This is a genomic window from Acuticoccus kandeliae (genome assembly GCF_003073115.1).
Window position 1 is genome coordinate 176,776 of sequence record NZ_QBBV01000002.1, and the last position, 15,956, is coordinate 192,731.

Below are 15,956 nucleotides of genomic sequence, written 5' to 3' on the forward strand. Positions count from 1 at the left end.
ATAATCTCCGATCTATCTCCTAGGTTGCCGTTCGCCGGATCGCAAAAGTTCGCGATCCCGCTTTTCCCAAACTTCCCTCCCCGCTCACCTTTTCGGCATGTTGGGATCGCCCGGCGCCGCATTGCGGCCGCCGCCCCGGGACGCCAGATTGTCACCCATGGATCCATCGACCCGAATCATCGACGCGCCTGAGCATGGCTCCGCCCGTGGCACCGGCGGCGAGGAGGTGCGCTTCCGCCGCCCCGTCAGCGAGGCGACCGGCTTCGACCTCATCGCCGAGACCGTGAAGCGCCTGCCCAATGCGCCCGGCGTCTACCGGATGCTCGACGAGTCCGGGGACGTTCTCTATGTCGGCAAGGCGCGCAACCTGAAGAAGCGCGTCGTCAACTATTCGCGCCCGATCGGCCTCTCCTCGCGCCTCATGTCGATGGTGAACCGCACCGTCGCGATGGAGTTCGTCACCACCAACACCGAGACCGAGGCGCTCCTCCTCGAAGCGAACCTCATCAAGCGCTTCCGCCCGCGCTACAATGTGCTCCTGCGGGACGACAAGTCGTTCCCGTACATCCTGCTCACGGGCGACCACGAGGCGCCGCAGATCCTGAAGCATCGCGGCGCGCACTCGCGCAAAGGGCGCTACTTCGGCCCGTTCGCCTCGGCCGGCGCGGTGGACCGGACGATCAACGCGCTGCAGAAGGCCTTCCTCATCCGCTCGTGCTCGGATTCGGTCTACGAGACGCGCACGCGCCCCTGCCTCCTCTTCCAGATCAAGCGCTGCTCGGCGCCCTGCACCGGGGAGATCTCGCTCGCCGACTATTCCGACCTCGTCGCCGAGGCGAGCGCGTTCCTGTCCGGCAAGTCGCAGACGATCCGCAAGAAGCTCGCCGTGGAGATGGAAGCGGCCGCCGAGGCGCTGGAGTTCGAGCGCGCGGCCCGCATCCGCGACCGCCTCGCCTCCCTCTCCCACGTCGACAGCCACCAGGGCATCAACGCGCAGGGGATCGAGGAGGCCGACGTCTTCGCCGTCCACCAGGACGGGGGCGAGACGTGCGTGCAGGTCTTCTTCTTCCGCACCGGCCAGAACTGGGGCAACCGCGCCTTCTTCCCGAAGGACGAGGGGCTCGACGCGCCGGACGTGCTCCAGACCTTCCTCGCCCAGTTCTACGACGACAAGCCCGTGCCGCGCGCGATCTTCCTCTCGCACGAGGTGCCGGAGCGCGACCTCCTCATCGCCGCCTTCTCCGAGAAGGCGGCGCGCAAGGTGGAGGTGCTCGTCCCCCAGCGCGGCGTGAAGCGCGACCTCGTGGAGCATGCCCTCACCAACGCGCGCGAGGCGCTGGGGCGTCGCCTGTCGGAGCGGCAGAGCCAGGAAAAGCTCCTCGCGGGCCTTGCCGACACGTTCGGCCTCGCCGCGACGCCGCGCCGGATCGAGGTCTACGACAACTCCCACATCATGGGCTCGTCCGCCGTCGGCGGCATGATCGTCGCGGGGCCGGAGGGCTTCTCGAAGACCCACTATCGCAAGTTCAACATCAAGTCGGAGGACCTCACCCCCGGCGACGATTTCGGCATGATGCGCGAGGTCCTGACCCGCCGCTTCTCCCGCCTCCTGAAGGAGGCCCCGCGCGAGACGGTCGACCCGGACGCCGCGATCGAACCGGACCAGGACGACGAGGACGAGCCGGCCGACAGCGGCACGCTCGGCCCCTGGCCGGACCTCGTCCTCATCGACGGCGGGGCGGGCCAGCTCACCGCCGCGCGCGAGACGCTGACCGCCCTCGGGATCACCGACGTCCCGCTCGTCGGCGTCGCCAAGGGCGTCGACCGCGACGCGGGGCGCGAGGAGTTCCACCAGTCCGGCCGCACACCTTTCCGCCTCCCCCCGCGCGATCCTGTGCTCTATTTCATTCAGCGGCTGAGAGACGAAGCCCACCGTTTCGCCATCGGGGCGCACCGGGCCCGGAGAAAGAAGGCACTCGTGGCGAACCCACTCGACGAGATCCAGGGGATCGGCACCGCCCGAAAGCGCGCGCTCCTGCGCCATTTCGGCACGGCGAAGGCCGTCGCCAAGGCGGGGGTCGAGGACCTCGTCGCGGTGGACGGCATCTCGGAAAGCGTCGCCCGGCGCGTCTACGACCACTTCCACGCCGCCAACGCCCCGGCCTCGCGATGATCACGATCCCCAACATCCTGACGATCCTGCGCTGTATCGGCGTGTTCGCGATCGCCGTCCTGCTCGTTTGGCCGTTCGGGGACGTGCGCTTCGCGGCGCTCGTCATCTTCGTGCTCGCCGCCGTGACCGACTGGTTCGACGGCTACCTGGCGCGAAAGCTCAACCAGATCTCGTCCTTCGGGCGGATGCTCGATTCCATCGCCGACAAGCTCCTCGTCGGCGTGACGCTGCTGATGCTGTGCGCGGAAGGGACGATCGGCGGCCTCAACGCCCTCGCCGCCGCGCTGATCCTCATCCGGGAGATTGGAATCTCGGGCCTTCGTGAGCATCTGGGGACCAAGGGCGTGGTCGTCCCGGCGACGATGTTCGCCAAGTGGAAGACCACCGTCCAGCTCGTGGCGCTCGCCGTCCTGATCGGCGCGCCGATCACCGGGGCACCGCAGACCGTCGTGATTTTCGGCCTCGTCCTGTTGTGGATCGCGGTGGTGCTGACGCTGGTCAGCGGCTGGCAATATATCTGGGGCACGCGCATGGCATGGAAGGAAGAGGCGTGAAGGTGAAATATTTCGCCTGGGTCCGCGAGCGGATCGGCGTCGCCGAGGAAGAGATCGAGCTGCCCGCGACAGTCGGCACCGCCGGCGACCTCATCGTGTGGCTGAAGGGGCGGGGCGAGGAGTACGCGCACGCGCTGGAGCGCGACAAGTTCATCCGCGTCGCCGTCGACCAGCGCCATGTGCGCCACGACGCGCCGCTGTCCGGCGCGCGCGAGGTCGCCCTCTTCCCGCCGATGACGGGCGGATGATCGACGTCTGGCTCACCGGCGAGGCGCTCGACCCCGCCGCCGCCCTCGCCAAGCTCGGCGAGGACCCGGATGTCGGCGCTGTCGCGACCTTTCTCGGCCTCTGCCGCGGCGAGGCGGGCCGCCTCTCCGCGCTCGAGCTCGAGCATTATCCCGGCATGGCCGAGGCTGAGATCACCCGCATCGCCGAGACCGCGATGGGCCGCTGGCCGGTCCGCGCCATCGTCGCTGTCCACCGCTACGGCCTCGTGAAGGTCGGCGAGCCGATCGTCTTCGTCGGCGCGACGTCGAGCCACCGCGACGCAGCGTTCGACGCGGTGCGCTTCGTCATGGATTTCCTGAAGACTGACGCCCCCTTCTGGAAGCGCGAGCACCTCGTGGACGGGACGACCGGCCCCTGGGTCGAGGCGAACCAGGCCGACGACCTTGCCCGCGAGCGCTGGGCCGCGAAGGGCTGAGGCCGCTCAGCCTGTCGCCCCGGCGCGGACGCCGTTGAGGAGCATCCGCGCGATCCAGCGCACCGTCGCGTCCATCTCGGCACGCTCCAGCCCGCACACGTCCTTCAGCACGATCAGCGTCTCGATGCCCGAGAGCAGCGCGAGCGCGTTGATCGTCCGCGCGAAATCCTCCGGCGAAAGCTCGGCCTCCAGCGGGGCGAGCGCCTCGCGCAGCCAGCGCACGCGCCGCGCCCCGCGCGAGACGCCTGCCCCGGTGGCGACGACGTTCAGATAGTTGCGGAACAGCGCCTCGTTGTCGGCCACCATCGTCAGGACGGCCGAGACGACATCCTCCGCCCGCCGCGCGGGGTCGACCGTCGCCGCGATCGCGGCCTTCAGATCGAGCCCCTCGAATTCGCCCGCGATCCCGTCGAGCGCCGCCTCCTCGGCGAGCGCCTCCGGCCGGGAGAAATAGCGGTAGGCCGTCGCGCGCGAGATCCCCGCGCGGTCGGCCGCCGCCTGCACCGTGGCCGTCTCGCCCTCCTCCATCAGCGCGCGTGCCGCCGCGAGAAGGGCGTGCCGCGTGCGCTGCTTCTGACCGACACGCTCGGATCGGCGTTGACGCTCCATGCAACCTCCATTATGAGACGCTTGTCTCATTAAGAGACATTTGTATCATAAAAGGACTGACATGAGCACGTCCGCCTCCCTTTCCACCGTCGCGCCCACGGCCGGCGCCACGGTCCATCTTCTCGGCACCCTCGTCACCTTCCGCGCCACGGCCGACCGCACTGGCGGCGCGTTCTCGCTGGTGGAGGCGGCGACGGCGCCCGGCCTCGGCACGCCCGCCCACCGGCAGGGCGACGCCGAGGCCTTCTACGTGCTCGACGGCGCCTACGAGTTCGAGATCGACGGGAACGTCGCGGTCGGCCGGCCGGGCGACTTCTTCTTCGTCCCCGCCGGCGCGGTGCACGCCTTCCGCAATCCGGGGCCGGAGACGGCGCGGATGCTGATCATCAACCTCCCCGCCGGCCCGCACGAGCGCTTCTTCTGCGAGGCGGGCGACCCCGTCGCCGACAATGCCGTCTTCCCCACCCCGGCCGCGCCCGACATCCCCCGCCTCCTCGCCGCCGCCGAGCGCGCCGGTATCGAGATGGTCGGCGGGAATTAGAGCATCCCGCGCTCGTGCGAGGGCGGGATGCTCTCGCTCTTTGTTGTCGAGCGGCTTTCTCCCGCACGATCGATTCCAATCGAGCGAGAGCCGCTCTATCGCCCCCCGACGGCCGGTCGGGGCGGCGCGAGGTCGACGCGGCGCAGGAATGTCCGGTCCTCGCGCGCGATCAGCCCTTCGCGTCGGGCGAAGGCGTAGTTCTCCTTGCCGAGAGGGTCGTCGGCTAGGCGGGCGCGATAGGCCTCGTACGCGGCGAGGGACTCGATGTTGTAGAGGCCGTAGGCGCGCGTCGCCGAACCCTCGTGCGGCGCGAAATAGCCGATGAGATCGGCGCCGCAGCGCGGGATCGCGACGCCCCAATTCTGCGCGTAGTGGGTGAAGGCGAGCGTCTTCGTCGGGTCGATATGATAGCGGATGACGCAGGTGATCATCGGGATCCTCCGTTGGGTTCGACGGAGAGGTAGCGCATTGATCGGCGCGAATGCTTCGGCTACCATCGAAGTATGAAACACGGCCCCGACATCGCCCGCGTCGGCGCGCTCATCGGCGATCCCGCCCGCGCCAACATGCTCACCGCCCTCATGAGCGGGAAGGCGCTGACCGTCAGCGAGCTCGCGGGCGAGGCCGGCGTCACGCTGCCGACCGCGAGCGCCCACCTCGCCAAGCTGGAGGGTGGCGGCTTCGTCGCCCCGCGCCGCCAGGGCCGCCACAAATATTACGCGCTGGCGGACGACGAGGTCGCCCGTGCGCTGGAGGCGCTGATGGGGCTCGCGGCGGACAAGGGGCACCTGCGCACCCGCACCGGCCCGCGCGACCCGGCGCTCCGCGCCGCCCGCGTCTGCTACAACCACCTCGCGGGCGACATGGGGGTCCGCCTCTTCCAGAGCCTCGTCGGGCGCGGCTTCCTCGTCACCGGCGAGGAGGGGCTCGCCCCGTCCGACAGCGGCCTCGCCTTCGCCACCGAATTCGGGATCGACGTCGCCGCGCTGCGCGAGAGCCGCGCACCGATCTGCCGCGAATGCCTCGACTGGAGCGAGCGGCGCTCCCACCTCGCCGGCGGCCTCGGCCGCGCCTTCCTCTCCGGCTTCTACGCCTGCGAGTGGGCGCGGCGGGAACCGGGCTCGCGCATCGTGACCTTCTCCCGCGCAGGCCTCGCCGCCTTCGACGCGGCCTTCCCGCTCCCGAACGGTTCCGTGCCGGGCTGACATAAAAGCTTTCTGGGAAACGCTTCGCCCCGCCACCTCTGCGCGAGATCGGCGGACCGAAGCGCATCACGGCGCGCAATCCGCAGCCTCCGCGCGAAATCCCCGCGCGAACCGACATCGGGAGCGGTCCGGCGGCGTTTGCATCGGCGCGCGCGAAGGCCCACCCTCATCCGATCGCAACACCAGACGGGACGACCGGCGATGTATCCGCGCAAGAGCGCAGAGAACCACTGGATCGACAGCGACAGACCGTCGATCCGACGCCGCGCGCCTTGAGCCATGGCGGGCACGGTCGCGACAGACCCTGCCCGCCCCGCGCGGCTCCGCCGCATCGCTCCACGCGCGCACGCCGAGCGCGGCCCCTCGGGCCGGCGCGGGCCCGCGCCCCCGCGGTTTCGATCATGACGAAAGACTGGACATCCACCCCGCCGGATCCTGGCGATCCGGCCGCGCGCGCCGCATTGCGCACCGCCCTCGCCGTGTCCGCCCCAGAGGACGGCGCGCCGAAGGTGCATCGGCTCGACGGCCCGCCCGCCCCGGCCGAGCCGCTCGGCTTCACGCTGTGCCGGACGGCGGGCGGCCTCGTGCTCGGCGTGCTTCTGCGCCCCGGCGCGAACGGCGCGCCGCATTACGAGCCGCAGCGCAGCCCCGCGGCGCTGCGCGAACTCCTCGACGAGGGGATCATCGTCTGACGCCGGCCCGCCCCGTTTGACGGGGCGGCGCCGCGCGGCGGGTCAGGTGCCGCCGTAGATGTACTCGGGCAGCCAGGTCGCGAGCTGCGGCAGGTACCAGAGCGCGACCAGCATCAGGATCTGGATCAGCACGAAGGGGATGATGCCGAGATAGATCTGCGTGGTCTTCACCTCCGGCGGCGCGACGCCGCGCAGGTAGAAGAGGGCGAAGCCGAAGGGCGGCGTCAGGAACGAGGTCTGCAGGTTCACCGCCATCATGACGCCGAGCCAGACCGGGCTCATCGTCGTGCCGTCCGGCATCTCGAGCATCAGGAGAACGGGCGCCACCAGCGGCACCACGACGAAGACGATCTCCAGGAAGTCGAGGAAGAAGCCGAGGATGAACATCATCAGCATCACGGCGATCAGCGCGCCAAGCGCCCCGCCCGGAATGTCCGACAGCGCCTGCTCGACGAGCTCGTCGCCGCCAAGCCCGCGGAAGACGAGGCTGAAGAGCGCCGCGCCGATGAGGATCACGAACACCATCGACGTGATCTCCGCCGTGGAGCGGACGACCGACACCAGCACGCGGGCGCGCGCGATCCGGTAGATCGACACGAGGAGGCCGAGCGCCACGATCGCGACGAGCACGGCCGCGACATAGATGCCGATCTGGTCCGTCTCCGGGATCACCGAGCGGGAGACGCGCAGGTCCATCATGCTCGTCTGCACGAGGAGCGCGATCAGCGCGAAGCCCGAAGCGTAGATGATGTACGGGTTGCGTTCGTTGAGGCGGTAGCCGGCGAGGAGCATCGAGCCGACGCCGCCGACGGCCGCAGCCTCGGTCGGCGTCGCGACACCGGCGAGGATCGAGCCGAGCACGGCGACGATCAGCACGATCGGCGGCACCAGCGCGTGGATGATCCGCTTCAGGGTGATCGGGTTCTCGGGATCGCGCGGCACCGGCGGGGCGGCCGACGGGCGCACGATCGCGACGATCATCATGTAGATCATGTACGCGATGACGAGGAGGATGCCCGGCACGAGCGCGGCGGCGAAGAGGTCGCCGACCGACATTGGCGGGCCCGGCACGAACGAAAAGTCGCCGTTCGCCCAGGCCTGCTCCTGCAGGACGCGCTGGGATTCCTGGTAGGCGTTCGAGATCTGGTCGCCGAGGATCACAAGCACGATCGAGGGCGGGATGATCTGCCCGAGCGTGCCGGAGGCCGCGATCGTGCCGGAGGCGAGCGCCGGCGAATAGCCGTAGCGCAGCATGGTGGGCAGCGAGAGAAGGCCCATCGTGACGACCGTCGCGCCGACGATGCCGGTGGAGGCGGCGAGCAGCGCGCCGACCATGCAGACCGCGATGCCGAGGCCGCCATGGAGCGGGCCGAAGAGCTGGCCCATCGTCTGGAGGAGTTCCTCCGCGACGCGGCTTCGCTCCAGCATCACCCCCATGAAGATGAAGAGGGGGACGGCGACCAGCACCTCGTTGGTCATCGTGCCGTAGATGCGCTGGGGCAGCGCGTTCACGAACGCGAAGTCGAATACGCCGAAGAGCGAGCCGATGAGGGCGAAGATGAGGCCCGTGCCGGCGAGGGTGAAGGCGACGGGAAAGCCGGTGAGGAGCAGCACGACGGCTGCCCCGAACATGATGAGGTCGAGTGCGCCCGCGATCTCCATCAGATGCCGCTCCCCGTCGGGTGGGCGGAGGGCTCGACCGCGCGTCCTCGCAAGGCCATCAGCGATCGGAGCGCGAGGACGACGCCCTGCGCGGCCATCAGGATGCCGAACACCGGGATCGCCGTCTTGAGGATGAAGACCGCCGGGATGCCCGAGCTCTCCATCGATTTCTCGAAGATGCGCCAGGAGTTGGCGACGTAATTCCAGCTCGACACCACGATGATGACGGAGACCGGAATGAGGAGAAAGACGGAGCCGAAGAGGTTCACGAGCGAGCGCGTGCGCAACGAGGCGCCGCGATAGAAGATGTCGACCCGCACATGCCCGTCCTCCGACAGCGTATAGGCCGCCGCCAGCGTGAACAGGAAGCCGTGCATGTAGATGATCGACTCTTGCGCCCAGAGATTGCCGATGCCGAACACGTATCGCGCGACGACAATTCCGAATTGTACCAGCACCATGAGGATGACGAACCAGGACACGACTTTGCCGATGAACCTGTTCGTGTTGTCGATTGTGGTGGCGAGGAATTCCATGGCGGGTACGCGGGTATACGGGGTTGGACACAAAAGGAACGGGGTGACGCACGACGCGTCACCCCGTGGTGATAGGAAGGCGCGGCCGAAAAGCGTCGCGCCGGCCGCTCGGATCAGGCCTTAGGCGTCGCCGAGCGTGCGCGTGCGCTCGTTCGCGTACGCCTGTTCGGCGATCTGAGTCCAGGCCCGCAGCTCCTTGCGCGACTTAAGGTAGCTATCGCGAATCCGCTTGGCGAGATCGTCATGGTCGCCGATCGCCGCCACGACCTCTTCGGAGGCCTTGGCGAAGCCGTCGAACACGTCGTCCGGGTACTTCTTCAGCTGGACGCCGTGCTGGTTGACGAGCGTCGCGAGGGCGGAGCCGTTCTTCGCGGTGAACTCGGCATAGAGATTGTCGTTCTCGGCGAGGCAGCACTGCTCGACGATGACCTGGTCGGTCTTCGAGAGGGCGTTGAAGGCCGCCTGGTTGATGCCGGCCGCGATCGCCGCGCTCGGCTCCTGGAAGCCCGGATAGTAATAGAATTTCGCCACGCGATAGAAGCCGAAGGCGAGGTCGTTCAGCGGGCCGACGAACTCGGTCGCGTCGATCGCGCCGGACTGGAGCGCCTGGAAGATCTCGCCCGCCGGGAGCGCGATCACGTTGACGCCGAGCTTGCGCAGCACTTCGCCGCCCATGCCGGGCGCGCGGAATTTCAGGCCCTGCAGGTCGTCGACCGAGTTGATCTCGTTGCGGAACCAGCCGCCCATCTGGGTGCCGGTGTTGCCGCACATGATCGGCTTGATGCCGAACTGGCCGGAGAGCTCATCCCACAGCGCCTGTCCGCCGCCGTGGAGGATCCACGCGTTGAACTCGGAGGTGATGAGGCCCATCGGGACGGAGGTGAAGAAGGAGAAGGCCGGGTGCTTGCCTTGGAAATAATAGTCGGGCGAGTGGTACATCTCGGCCGTGCCGTTGGCGACGGCGTCGAACACTTCGAACGCGGGGACCAGCTCGCCGGCCGCGAAGAGCTTCACGGTCAGGCGACCATCGGTCGCAGCGGTGATACGGTCGGCGAGACGCTGCGCGCCCACGCCGAGGCCGGGGAAATTCTTCGGCCAGGCCGTCACCATCTTCCATTCGACACGGCCCTGCGCGACGGCGGGAGCCGCCAGGGTGGCCGTACCGGCAGCAGCAGCCGCAACACCGCTCGTCTTCAAAAATGAACGACGATCCATATTGTCTCCTCCCTCTAACGCCCCTCTCGGCCGGTTATGCGGCCGAAAATCGAGCGCGTGGTGTAATCCCTTCAACCGAGTAGGGACAAGCCCCACATCGCGTCGAGATGCAATCTCCGCATGAAGGAAATTTAACAATTGAAGCGCCTGCATTTCAGGCATGGCGCGATGTCGTGCAACTGATTGTGAATCCAGATTGCATCGGAATTCGCTTAAGCCCATTTCAAGACCCCATTTCGGCGGAGTGAAACAGCATGACCACGCGCGGAAACTTGATATTTGCAACCTTCACATTGATTGCGGGCGCCCTCACCGGCGGCGCCGCCGGTGCGATGCCGGGGACGACCGGCGCCGGTCCGTTCGCCGACACCGAGATCGCGCGCACGTGCCCGATGATTAATATCGGGACCCCGAGCAAGCCGCGCCTCGTGAAGGATCCGGCCTGCTCCAGCGGACGCTGACGCCGGCGGTGCGCCCGCGCCGCCGCCAGACCGCGAGTCCACTTATGTCCGGGGTGCAGTTGGATTAGTGTGCGCGGACGAGCGTTTCGACGGAGTGGGCCCTTGCCGCAGCCGATGGTGATCGTGTCGTGCGACACGATCGAGCACAACATGCTGAAATGGTCAGGAGGCCCCGCCTCCTACCTCAACGCCGTCGCGATGGTCGGCTGCCTGCCGGTGCAGCTGCCGACGATCCACGAGCCGATCGACCCGACACCGCTCGTCGACGTGTGCGCGGGCATCGTGCTCTCCGGCGCCCGCTCCAACGTCCATCCGGCCGAGTATGGCGGGACCGACATCGAGGCCGCCGCCCCGTTCGACCGGCAGCGCGACCGGGTGACGCTGCCCCTCATCCGCCAGGCGATCGCGCGCGGCATCCCGCTCCTGTGCATCTGCCGCGGCATCCAGGAGCTGAATGTCGCCCTCGGCGGCACACTCCACACCGCCGTCCATGAGATCGAGGGCCGTGAGGACCATCGCGGCGTCCCGCAGGAGGACCTCGACATCTGGTTCGGCCTGAAGCACGACGTGACGCCCGAGCCGGGAAGCCTCCTCGAGAAGGTGCTCGGCGGCAGGGCCGTGCGCGTGAATTCGGCCCACCGCCAGGGGATCGACCGCCTCGCCGACCGCCTCCAGGTCGACGCCCGCGCCCCGGACGGCACCATCGAGGCCGTGAGCGTTTCCGACGCCAAGGCCTTCGCGCTCGGTGTCCAGTGGCATCCGGAGCATTTCGTGCGGACCGACGGTCCGTCCCGCGCCATCTTCGACGCTTTCGGCGACGCGTGCCGCGCCTATGCCGAGTCGCGCCGGGCGACCGTCGACGCCTGATTTCCTCGCGAGGACACGACGATGAGCCACGATCACGATCACGATCACGACCATGATCACGACCACAGCCACCTCTCCGACATGGACGTGCGGGTGCGCGCGCTCCAGTCCATCCTCGTCGAGAAGGGCTTCGTCGACCCCGCCGCGCTCGACGAGCTCGTGACCCTCTACGAGCACGAAGTCGGCCCGCAGAACGGGGCGAAGGTGGTGGCGCGGGCCTGGACGGACCCCGCCTATGCCGGGCGCCTCTTCTCCAACGCGACCGCCGCCCTCGCCGAGCTCGGCTTCACCGGCCGCCAGGGCGAGCACATGGTCGCGCTCCCCAACACGCCGCAGGTGCACAACATGGTCGTCTGCACCCTGTGCTCCTGCTACCCGTGGTCGGTGCTGGGTCTGCCGCCGGTCTGGTATAAGACGCCGGCCTACCGGGCGAAGGCGGTCGCCGACCCGCGCGGCGTGCTCGCCGATTTCGGCGTCTCGGTGCCCGACGATGTCGCGATCCGCGTCTGGGATTCCACGGCGGAGATGCGCTACCTCGTGGTGCCGATGCGCCCCGAGGGGACCGAGGGCTGGAGCGAGGAGGCGCTCGCCGCCACCGTCACCCGCGATTCGATGATCGGCACCGGCCTCCCCGTCGTGACGGAGCCCGCGGCATGAACGGCCCGGCCGATCTCGGCGGCAAGCACGGCTTCGGCCCCGTCGACCCGGAGCCGAACGAGCCGAAATTCCACGACGATTGGGAGCGGCACGCCTTCGCCCTGACGCTCGCCATGGGCGCAGGCGGCTACTGGACGCTCGACCGCGCCCGCTTCATGCGCGAGACGCTTCCGCACACCACCTACTACGACGCGACCTATTATGAGATCTGGTTCCGCGCGCTGGAGCGGCTCCTCGACGATGTCGGCATCAGCTCGGGCGAGACCGCCCCGAAGCGCGTGCTCGCGGCCGCCGACGTGCGCCCCACCATGGGCCGCGGCGGGCCGGTGGACCGGCCGGGGCCCGCGCCGCGCTTTGCCATCGGCGACAGCGTGCGCGTGAAGCCGATGCGTCCCTCGACCCACACCCGCGCGCCTGCCTATGTGCGCGGCCACGTCGGGACGATCGTCCTCATCCATGGCACGCACGTCTTCCCGGACACGAACGCCCACGGGAAGGGCGAGAACCCGACGCCGCTCTACAATGTCGCCTTCTCCGCGCGCGACCTCTGGGGCGCGGACACGACGGCGGCCGACGTCCACGTCGACCTCTTCGAGCCGTATCTGGATCCGATATGAGCCTCGCGGACGATCTCGCCACCCTCGCCAAGGGGCCCGACGAGCCGGCCTTCGCCGCGCCCTGGGAGGCGACCGCCTTCGCGCTGAAGGCGCACCTCGTCGCGACCGGCGCGCTCGACGCATCGGCCTTCGCCGCCCTCCTCGGCGAGGAATTGCGCAAGGATCACGCGGCGCAGGATGAGGGCACTGCCTATTTCGTCGCCTATGTCGCCGCGCTGGAGCGGGCGATCGCCGCGATCGCGCCGCCCGAGGCGTTGGCGGCCGAGCAGGCGGCCTGGCGCGAGGCGGCGGAGGCGACCCCGCACGGGGAGCCGATCGTGCTCGACCGTTGCCGGGACACCCGCACCGGCTGATCAGCCCGCGACGCGGAAGAAACCGATCGCGCTCTCACCGGTGGTGCGCACGTCGATCCGCTCCCAGCCCTCGATCGTCTCCGGCAGCGCGTCCGCCCTCTCCTCGAGGACGGCGACGGCGTCCGGTGTCACCCACCCCTCGCGACGCACCGCGCCGAGCGCGGCCTCGCCGAGGCCGTGCCCATAGGGCGGGTCGGCGAAGACGAGCGTGAAGGACGCGACCGGGCAGGGCCCCGGCTTCGTCGCGTCGCGCCGCCAGACGCGCGTGCGGCCGGTGACGCCGAGCGCCTCGACATTGCGGCGGATCGCGGCGCGCGCGTCCGTCGCCGTCTCCACGAAGAGGGCGAACGCGGCCCCGCGCGAGAGCGCCTCGAGGCCGAGCGCGCCGCTCCCCGCGAAGAGGTCGAGCACGCGCCCCTCTTCGAGGCGGTCACCATAATTGTGGGCGATGATGTTGAAGATGGTCTCGCGCAGCCGATCCGTGGTCGGCCGCGTGGCATCGCCGCGCGGCGCGACGATCGCCGCACCCCGGCGGGCGCCGCCGACGATCCGCATCGCCTCAGCGCCCCCCGGCCGCGCGCGGCGTGGCCGTTCGAATTCGTCCCCTCGTCACGGCCAGCCTCTCGATCGCGCGGTCCCTCGCCCCGTCATAGGCCGAACGGGGCAGCCGGGAAACCGGCGTCTCAGCGCTTCGGCGACTTCGGCCGTCCGCCACCCGGCCGGCCACCCTTCGGGCCGCCGGAGGGGCGGGACGGGCCGTCACCGCGCGGGCGACGGTCGGGCCCGCCGGCGCTGCGCGGCGGACGTGCGCCGCGCTCGCCCTCGGACCGCTCGCCACGGGGCGGGCGCGCGTCGGAGCGGCGGCGATCGCCTCCGCCCGGACGGTCGCCGGTCCGCGGCCGGTCCGAGCGCGGACGGTCGCCGAACGGCCGGGACGCCCCACGGCCGCCCTCGCCACTCCCCTCGCGCCGCTTGAAGCCGCCGCGATCGCCTTCGGCGCGCGCCGGGCGACGATCCGAGCCACCGCGATATCCGCCGCGCTCCGAACCGCCCTCACCCGACTCGCGCGACTTCCAGCCGCCACCTTCGCCCTCGCCACGCGGCGGGCGGCGATCCGAGCCGCCGCGATACCCGCCGCGCTCGCCGCCACCTTCACCCGCCTCGCGCGGCTTCCAGCCACCACGTTCACCTTCGGCGCGGGGCGGACGACGATCCGAGCCGCCACGATAACCACCACGCTCGCCGCCACCCTCACCCGACTCGCGCGGCTTCCAGTTGCTGCGTTCGCCCTCGGCGCGGGGCGGACGACGATCCGAGCCGCCGCGATAACCGCCACGCTCGCCACCGCCCTCGCCCGACTCGCGCGACTTCCAGCCGCCGCGTTCGCCCTCGGCGCGCGGCGGACGGCGGTCCGAGTCGCCACGATAGCCGCCGCGCTCGCCGCCACCCTCGCCGGACTCGCGCGGCTTCCAGTTGCTGCGTTCACCTTCGGCGCGCGGCGGACGACGATCCGAGCCGCCGCGATAACCACCGCGCTCGCCGCCACCCTCGCCGGACTCACGCGGCTTCCAGCCGCCGCGTTCGCCCTCGGCGCGGGGCGGACGGCGGTCCGAGCCGCCGCGATAACCGCCGCGCTCGCCGCCGCCTTCACCCGCGTCGCGACGCTTCCAGTCGCCGCGTTCGCCCTCGGCGCGCGCCGGGCGGCGGTCGGAGCTGCCGCGGTAGCCACCGCGCTCCCCGCCACCATCGTCGTCACGGCGCTTCCAGCCGCCGCGCTCGCCATCCTCGCGGGGCGGGCGGCGGTCGTCGCGCTGGCGCGTCTCCCAGGGGGCCTTGTCGCCGACATAGGCGCCGGCATCCTCGCGCTTCACGCCGAGGCTCCCGCCGTGCTCGCCATCGAAGATGCGGGGACGGTCCGAGCGCCCGTCACGGTCGCCGAACGAACGGCCGGGGCCGCCGACACGGCGATCACCGCCGAAGCCGCGCCCCTTTGCGCCGCCATCCTCGCGCCGGCCGCGATCCCCGAAGGAGCGGTCGTCCCGCCGGCCGGGTCCCGTCGACGAGCGCCCTTCCGGACGGCCACGCGCCCCGCCGCGATCGCCGTCACGGCGGCGCGTGTCGGGGACCGAACGGCGCGGCTCGCCGCGGTCGTCGCCCTCGCTGCGGCCATAGCGCGGCCGCGGCGCGGGCTCGGAGCGGCGCCCCTCGTCACGCCCGCGGCCGGAGACGAGCGGACGCGGCGAGCGTCCCTCGACCACGACGCCACGCGTGCCCGTCGACTTGCGGTGCGTCGTGGTGGCGACGGGCGAATCGAAGTCGGCGCTCGCATCGGCCGCGAGACGTGGGCCGAGCTGCTCCTTGAGCTGCCGGGTCGGGATCTCCTTCACCTCCCCCCGCGGCAGGTCCGCGAGCTGGAAGGGGCCGAACGAGACGCGGATGAGGCGCGTCACCGACAGGCCGAGCGAGCCGAGAACGATCTTCACTTCGCGGTTCTTGCCTTCGGCGAGCGCGACCGTCAGCCACGCATTGTCGCCGGTCACACGGTCGAGCGCGACGTCGATCGGGCCGTAGAGGACACCGTCGACGACCGTTCCCTCGCGCAGTGTCTTCAGCCGGTCCTGATCGATCTCGCCGTGGACGCGGGCGCGATACTTGCGCGTCCACCCGGTGGACGGCAATTCGAGCACGCGCGCGAGCCCGCCATCATTGGTCAGGATGAGGAGCCCTTCGGTGTTGATGTCGAGACGGCCCACGGTCACAACGCGCGGCAGGTTGGCGGGCAGCGCCTCGAACACGGTGCGGCGCCCTTCCGGGTCGTGGTTCGTCGTCACGAGCCCGCGCGGCTTGTGGAAGAGCCAGGCGCGCGTGCGCAGGCGCTGCGGCAGCGGCTCGTTGTCGACCTCGATCGTGTCGTCGGCGGTCACGACGACGGCCGGCGTCGTCAGCTTGACGCCGTTGACCTTCACCCGCCCCTCTTCGATGAGCGTCTCCGCTTCGCGCCGGGACGCGAGCCCGGCCCGTGCGATCACCTTGGCGACGCGTTCACCTTGCGTTTTGGTCTCGTCCGCGTTGGTGTCGGCGGGCTCGTCGTCGGAAGTGGGCATTCTCGTG

At 70.1% G+C, this 15,956-nt stretch carries 19 protein-coding genes; 12 read left to right on the forward strand and 7 right to left on the reverse strand.

Annotated elements, in window-relative coordinates:
- The first annotated feature begins 97 nt into the window (after positions 1–97).
- The 4 genes from uvrC to DBV35_RS13475 are packed head-to-tail and all read left to right on the forward strand — an operon-like array spanning position 98 to position 3,430.
- The gene (gene uvrC / locus DBV35_RS13460) at positions 98–2,173 is read left to right on the forward strand and encodes an excinuclease ABC subunit UvrC (protein ID WP_425428471.1); all 2,076 of its coding nucleotides are present in this window, start codon (positions 98–100) and stop codon (positions 2,171–2,173) included.
- Positions 2,170–2,727, forward strand: coding sequence for a CDP-diacylglycerol--glycerol-3-phosphate 3-phosphatidyltransferase (gene pgsA / locus DBV35_RS13465; protein WP_108660845.1), 558 nt, complete (start codon positions 2,170–2,172; stop codon positions 2,725–2,727). The genes uvrC and pgsA overlap by 4 nt, the downstream gene beginning before the upstream one ends.
- Entirely contained in the window at positions 2,724–2,975 is a 252-nt protein-coding gene (gene moaD / locus DBV35_RS13470; RefSeq protein WP_108660846.1) for a molybdopterin converting factor subunit 1, read from the forward strand. Before pgsA ends, moaD begins: the two co-directional genes overlap by 4 nt.
- Positions 2,972–3,430 carry a molybdenum cofactor biosynthesis protein MoaE gene (locus DBV35_RS13475; RefSeq protein WP_108660847.1) on the forward strand — a complete coding sequence of 153 codons (459 nt, stop codon included), beginning with the start codon at positions 2,972–2,974 and terminating at the stop codon, positions 3,428–3,430. The genes moaD and DBV35_RS13475 overlap by 4 nt, the downstream gene beginning before the upstream one ends.
- 6 nt (positions 3,431–3,436) lie before the next feature.
- On the opposite strand, the gene DBV35_RS13480 is transcribed toward DBV35_RS13475, so the two are convergent.
- Positions 3,437–4,039, reverse strand: coding sequence for a TetR/AcrR family transcriptional regulator (locus DBV35_RS13480; RefSeq protein ID WP_157961727.1), 603 nt, complete (start codon positions 4,037–4,039; stop codon positions 3,437–3,439).
- 61 nt (positions 4,040–4,100) lie between these two features.
- Between DBV35_RS13480 and DBV35_RS13485 the strand changes: the two genes are divergently transcribed.
- Positions 4,101–4,580 (forward strand): cupin domain-containing protein, encoded by a 480-nt coding sequence (locus tag DBV35_RS13485; protein WP_108660849.1) that lies wholly within the window; start codon positions 4,101–4,103, stop codon positions 4,578–4,580.
- A 95-nt stretch (positions 4,581–4,675) separates the two neighbouring features.
- Here DBV35_RS13485 and DBV35_RS13490 read toward each other — a convergent pair whose 3' ends face one another.
- Entirely contained in the window at positions 4,676–5,011 is a 336-nt protein-coding gene (locus DBV35_RS13490; RefSeq protein WP_108660850.1) for an NIPSNAP family protein, read from the reverse strand.
- A 72-nt stretch (positions 5,012–5,083) separates the two neighbouring features.
- On the opposite strand from DBV35_RS13490, the gene DBV35_RS13495 reads away from it, so the two are divergent.
- Both DBV35_RS13495 and DBV35_RS13500 read left to right on the forward strand, forming a co-directional pair.
- Complete coding sequence (locus DBV35_RS13495; protein ID WP_108660851.1) at positions 5,084–5,785, forward strand: ArsR/SmtB family transcription factor; 702 nt, start codon at positions 5,084–5,086, stop codon at positions 5,783–5,785.
- A gap of 401 nt (positions 5,786–6,186) precedes the next feature.
- Positions 6,187–6,477, forward strand: coding sequence for a hypothetical protein (locus DBV35_RS13500; RefSeq protein WP_157961728.1), 291 nt, complete (start codon positions 6,187–6,189; stop codon positions 6,475–6,477).
- A gap of 42 nt (positions 6,478–6,519) precedes the next feature.
- On the opposite strand, the gene DBV35_RS13505 is transcribed toward DBV35_RS13500, so the two are convergent.
- From DBV35_RS13505 to DBV35_RS13515, 3 genes are all read right to left on the reverse strand, one after another.
- Positions 6,520–8,139, reverse strand: a complete 1,620-nt coding sequence (locus DBV35_RS13505) for a TRAP transporter large permease (protein WP_108660853.1) — start codon at positions 8,137–8,139, stop codon at positions 6,520–6,522.
- Positions 8,139–8,675 (reverse strand): TRAP transporter small permease subunit, encoded by a 537-nt coding sequence (locus tag DBV35_RS13510; protein ID WP_108660854.1) that lies wholly within the window; start codon positions 8,673–8,675, stop codon positions 8,139–8,141. Before DBV35_RS13510 ends, DBV35_RS13505 begins: the two co-directional genes overlap by 1 nt.
- Before the next feature lie 120 nt (positions 8,676–8,795).
- Positions 8,796–9,890 carry a TRAP transporter substrate-binding protein gene (locus DBV35_RS13515; RefSeq protein WP_108660855.1) on the reverse strand — a complete coding sequence of 365 codons (1,095 nt, stop codon included), beginning with the start codon at positions 9,888–9,890 and terminating at the stop codon, positions 8,796–8,798.
- A 254-nt stretch (positions 9,891–10,144) separates the two neighbouring features.
- Here DBV35_RS13515 and DBV35_RS30215 point away from each other — a divergent pair, with 254 nt between their 5' ends.
- From DBV35_RS30215 to DBV35_RS13535, 5 genes are all read left to right on the forward strand, one after another.
- The gene (locus tag DBV35_RS30215; protein WP_157961729.1) at positions 10,145–10,351 is read left to right on the forward strand and encodes a hypothetical protein; all 207 of its coding nucleotides are present in this window, start codon (positions 10,145–10,147) and stop codon (positions 10,349–10,351) included.
- Positions 10,352–10,453: 102 nt separating this feature from the next.
- Positions 10,454–11,218: a gamma-glutamyl-gamma-aminobutyrate hydrolase family protein gene (locus DBV35_RS13520; RefSeq protein WP_205648673.1), complete on the forward strand. Its 765-nt coding sequence runs from the start codon at positions 10,454–10,456 to the stop codon at positions 11,216–11,218.
- A gap of 21 nt (positions 11,219–11,239) precedes the next feature.
- A complete protein-coding gene (gene nthA, locus DBV35_RS13525) occupies positions 11,240–11,875 on the forward strand; it encodes a nitrile hydratase subunit alpha (protein WP_108660857.1) in 636 nt (211 codons plus the stop codon).
- Positions 11,872–12,492 carry a nitrile hydratase subunit beta gene (gene nthB / locus DBV35_RS13530; RefSeq protein WP_108660858.1) on the forward strand — a complete coding sequence of 207 codons (621 nt, stop codon included), beginning with the start codon at positions 11,872–11,874 and terminating at the stop codon, positions 12,490–12,492. The genes nthA and nthB overlap by 4 nt, the downstream gene beginning before the upstream one ends.
- Positions 12,489–12,845: a nitrile hydratase accessory protein gene (locus DBV35_RS13535; RefSeq protein ID WP_108660859.1), complete on the forward strand. Its 357-nt coding sequence runs from the start codon at positions 12,489–12,491 to the stop codon at positions 12,843–12,845. Before nthB ends, DBV35_RS13535 begins: the two co-directional genes overlap by 4 nt.
- On the opposite strand, the gene rsmD is transcribed toward DBV35_RS13535, so the two are convergent.
- Together rsmD and DBV35_RS30885 are read right to left on the reverse strand one after the other, a co-directional pair.
- Positions 12,846–13,400: a 16S rRNA (guanine(966)-N(2))-methyltransferase RsmD gene (gene rsmD / locus DBV35_RS13540; RefSeq protein ID WP_108660860.1), complete on the reverse strand. Its 555-nt coding sequence runs from the start codon at positions 13,398–13,400 to the stop codon at positions 12,846–12,848.
- A 128-nt stretch (positions 13,401–13,528) separates the two neighbouring features.
- A complete protein-coding gene (locus tag DBV35_RS30885) occupies positions 13,529–15,949 on the reverse strand; it encodes a pseudouridine synthase (protein WP_108660861.1) in 2,421 nt (806 codons plus the stop codon).
- Between the last annotated feature and the right edge of the window lie 7 nt (positions 15,950–15,956).

Bases quoted from the DNA above. Each gene is read 5' to 3' on its own strand.
- uvrC (WP_425428471.1), top strand. From the start codon at position 98: ATGTTGGGATCGCCCGGCGCCGCATTGCGGCCGCCGCCCCGGGACGCC.
- pgsA (WP_108660845.1), top strand. From the start codon at position 2,170: ATGATCACGATCCCCAACATCCTGACGATCCTGCGCTGTATCGGCGTG.
- DBV35_RS13475 (WP_108660847.1), top strand. From the start codon at position 2,972: ATGATCGACGTCTGGCTCACCGGCGAGGCGCTCGACCCCGCCGCCGCC.
- DBV35_RS13480 (WP_157961727.1), bottom strand. From the start codon at position 4,039: ATGGAGCGTCAACGCCGATCCGAGCGTGTCGGTCAGAAGCAGCGCACG.
- DBV35_RS13485 (WP_108660849.1), top strand. From the start codon at position 4,101: ATGAGCACGTCCGCCTCCCTTTCCACCGTCGCGCCCACGGCCGGCGCC.
- DBV35_RS13490 (WP_108660850.1), bottom strand. From the start codon at position 5,011: ATGATCACCTGCGTCATCCGCTATCATATCGACCCGACGAAGACGCTC.
- DBV35_RS13495 (WP_108660851.1), top strand. From the start codon at position 5,084: ATGAAACACGGCCCCGACATCGCCCGCGTCGGCGCGCTCATCGGCGAT.
- DBV35_RS13500 (WP_157961728.1), top strand. From the start codon at position 6,187: ATGACGAAAGACTGGACATCCACCCCGCCGGATCCTGGCGATCCGGCC.
- DBV35_RS13505 (WP_108660853.1), bottom strand. From the start codon at position 8,139: ATGGAGATCGCGGGCGCACTCGACCTCATCATGTTCGGGGCAGCCGTC.
- DBV35_RS13510 (WP_108660854.1), bottom strand. From the start codon at position 8,675: ATGGAATTCCTCGCCACCACAATCGACAACACGAACAGGTTCATCGGC.
- DBV35_RS13515 (WP_108660855.1), bottom strand. From the start codon at position 9,890: ATGGATCGTCGTTCATTTTTGAAGACGAGCGGTGTTGCGGCTGCTGCT.
- DBV35_RS30215 (WP_157961729.1), top strand. From the start codon at position 10,145: ATGACCACGCGCGGAAACTTGATATTTGCAACCTTCACATTGATTGCG.
- nthA (WP_108660857.1), top strand. From the start codon at position 11,240: ATGAGCCACGATCACGATCACGATCACGACCATGATCACGACCACAGC.
- nthB (WP_108660858.1), top strand. From the start codon at position 11,872: ATGAACGGCCCGGCCGATCTCGGCGGCAAGCACGGCTTCGGCCCCGTC.
- DBV35_RS13535 (WP_108660859.1), top strand. From the start codon at position 12,489: ATGAGCCTCGCGGACGATCTCGCCACCCTCGCCAAGGGGCCCGACGAG.
- rsmD (WP_108660860.1), bottom strand. From the start codon at position 13,400: ATGCGGATCGTCGGCGGCGCCCGCCGGGGTGCGGCGATCGTCGCGCCG.
- DBV35_RS30885 (WP_108660861.1), bottom strand. From the start codon at position 15,949: ATGCCCACTTCCGACGACGAGCCCGCCGACACCAACGCGGACGAGACC.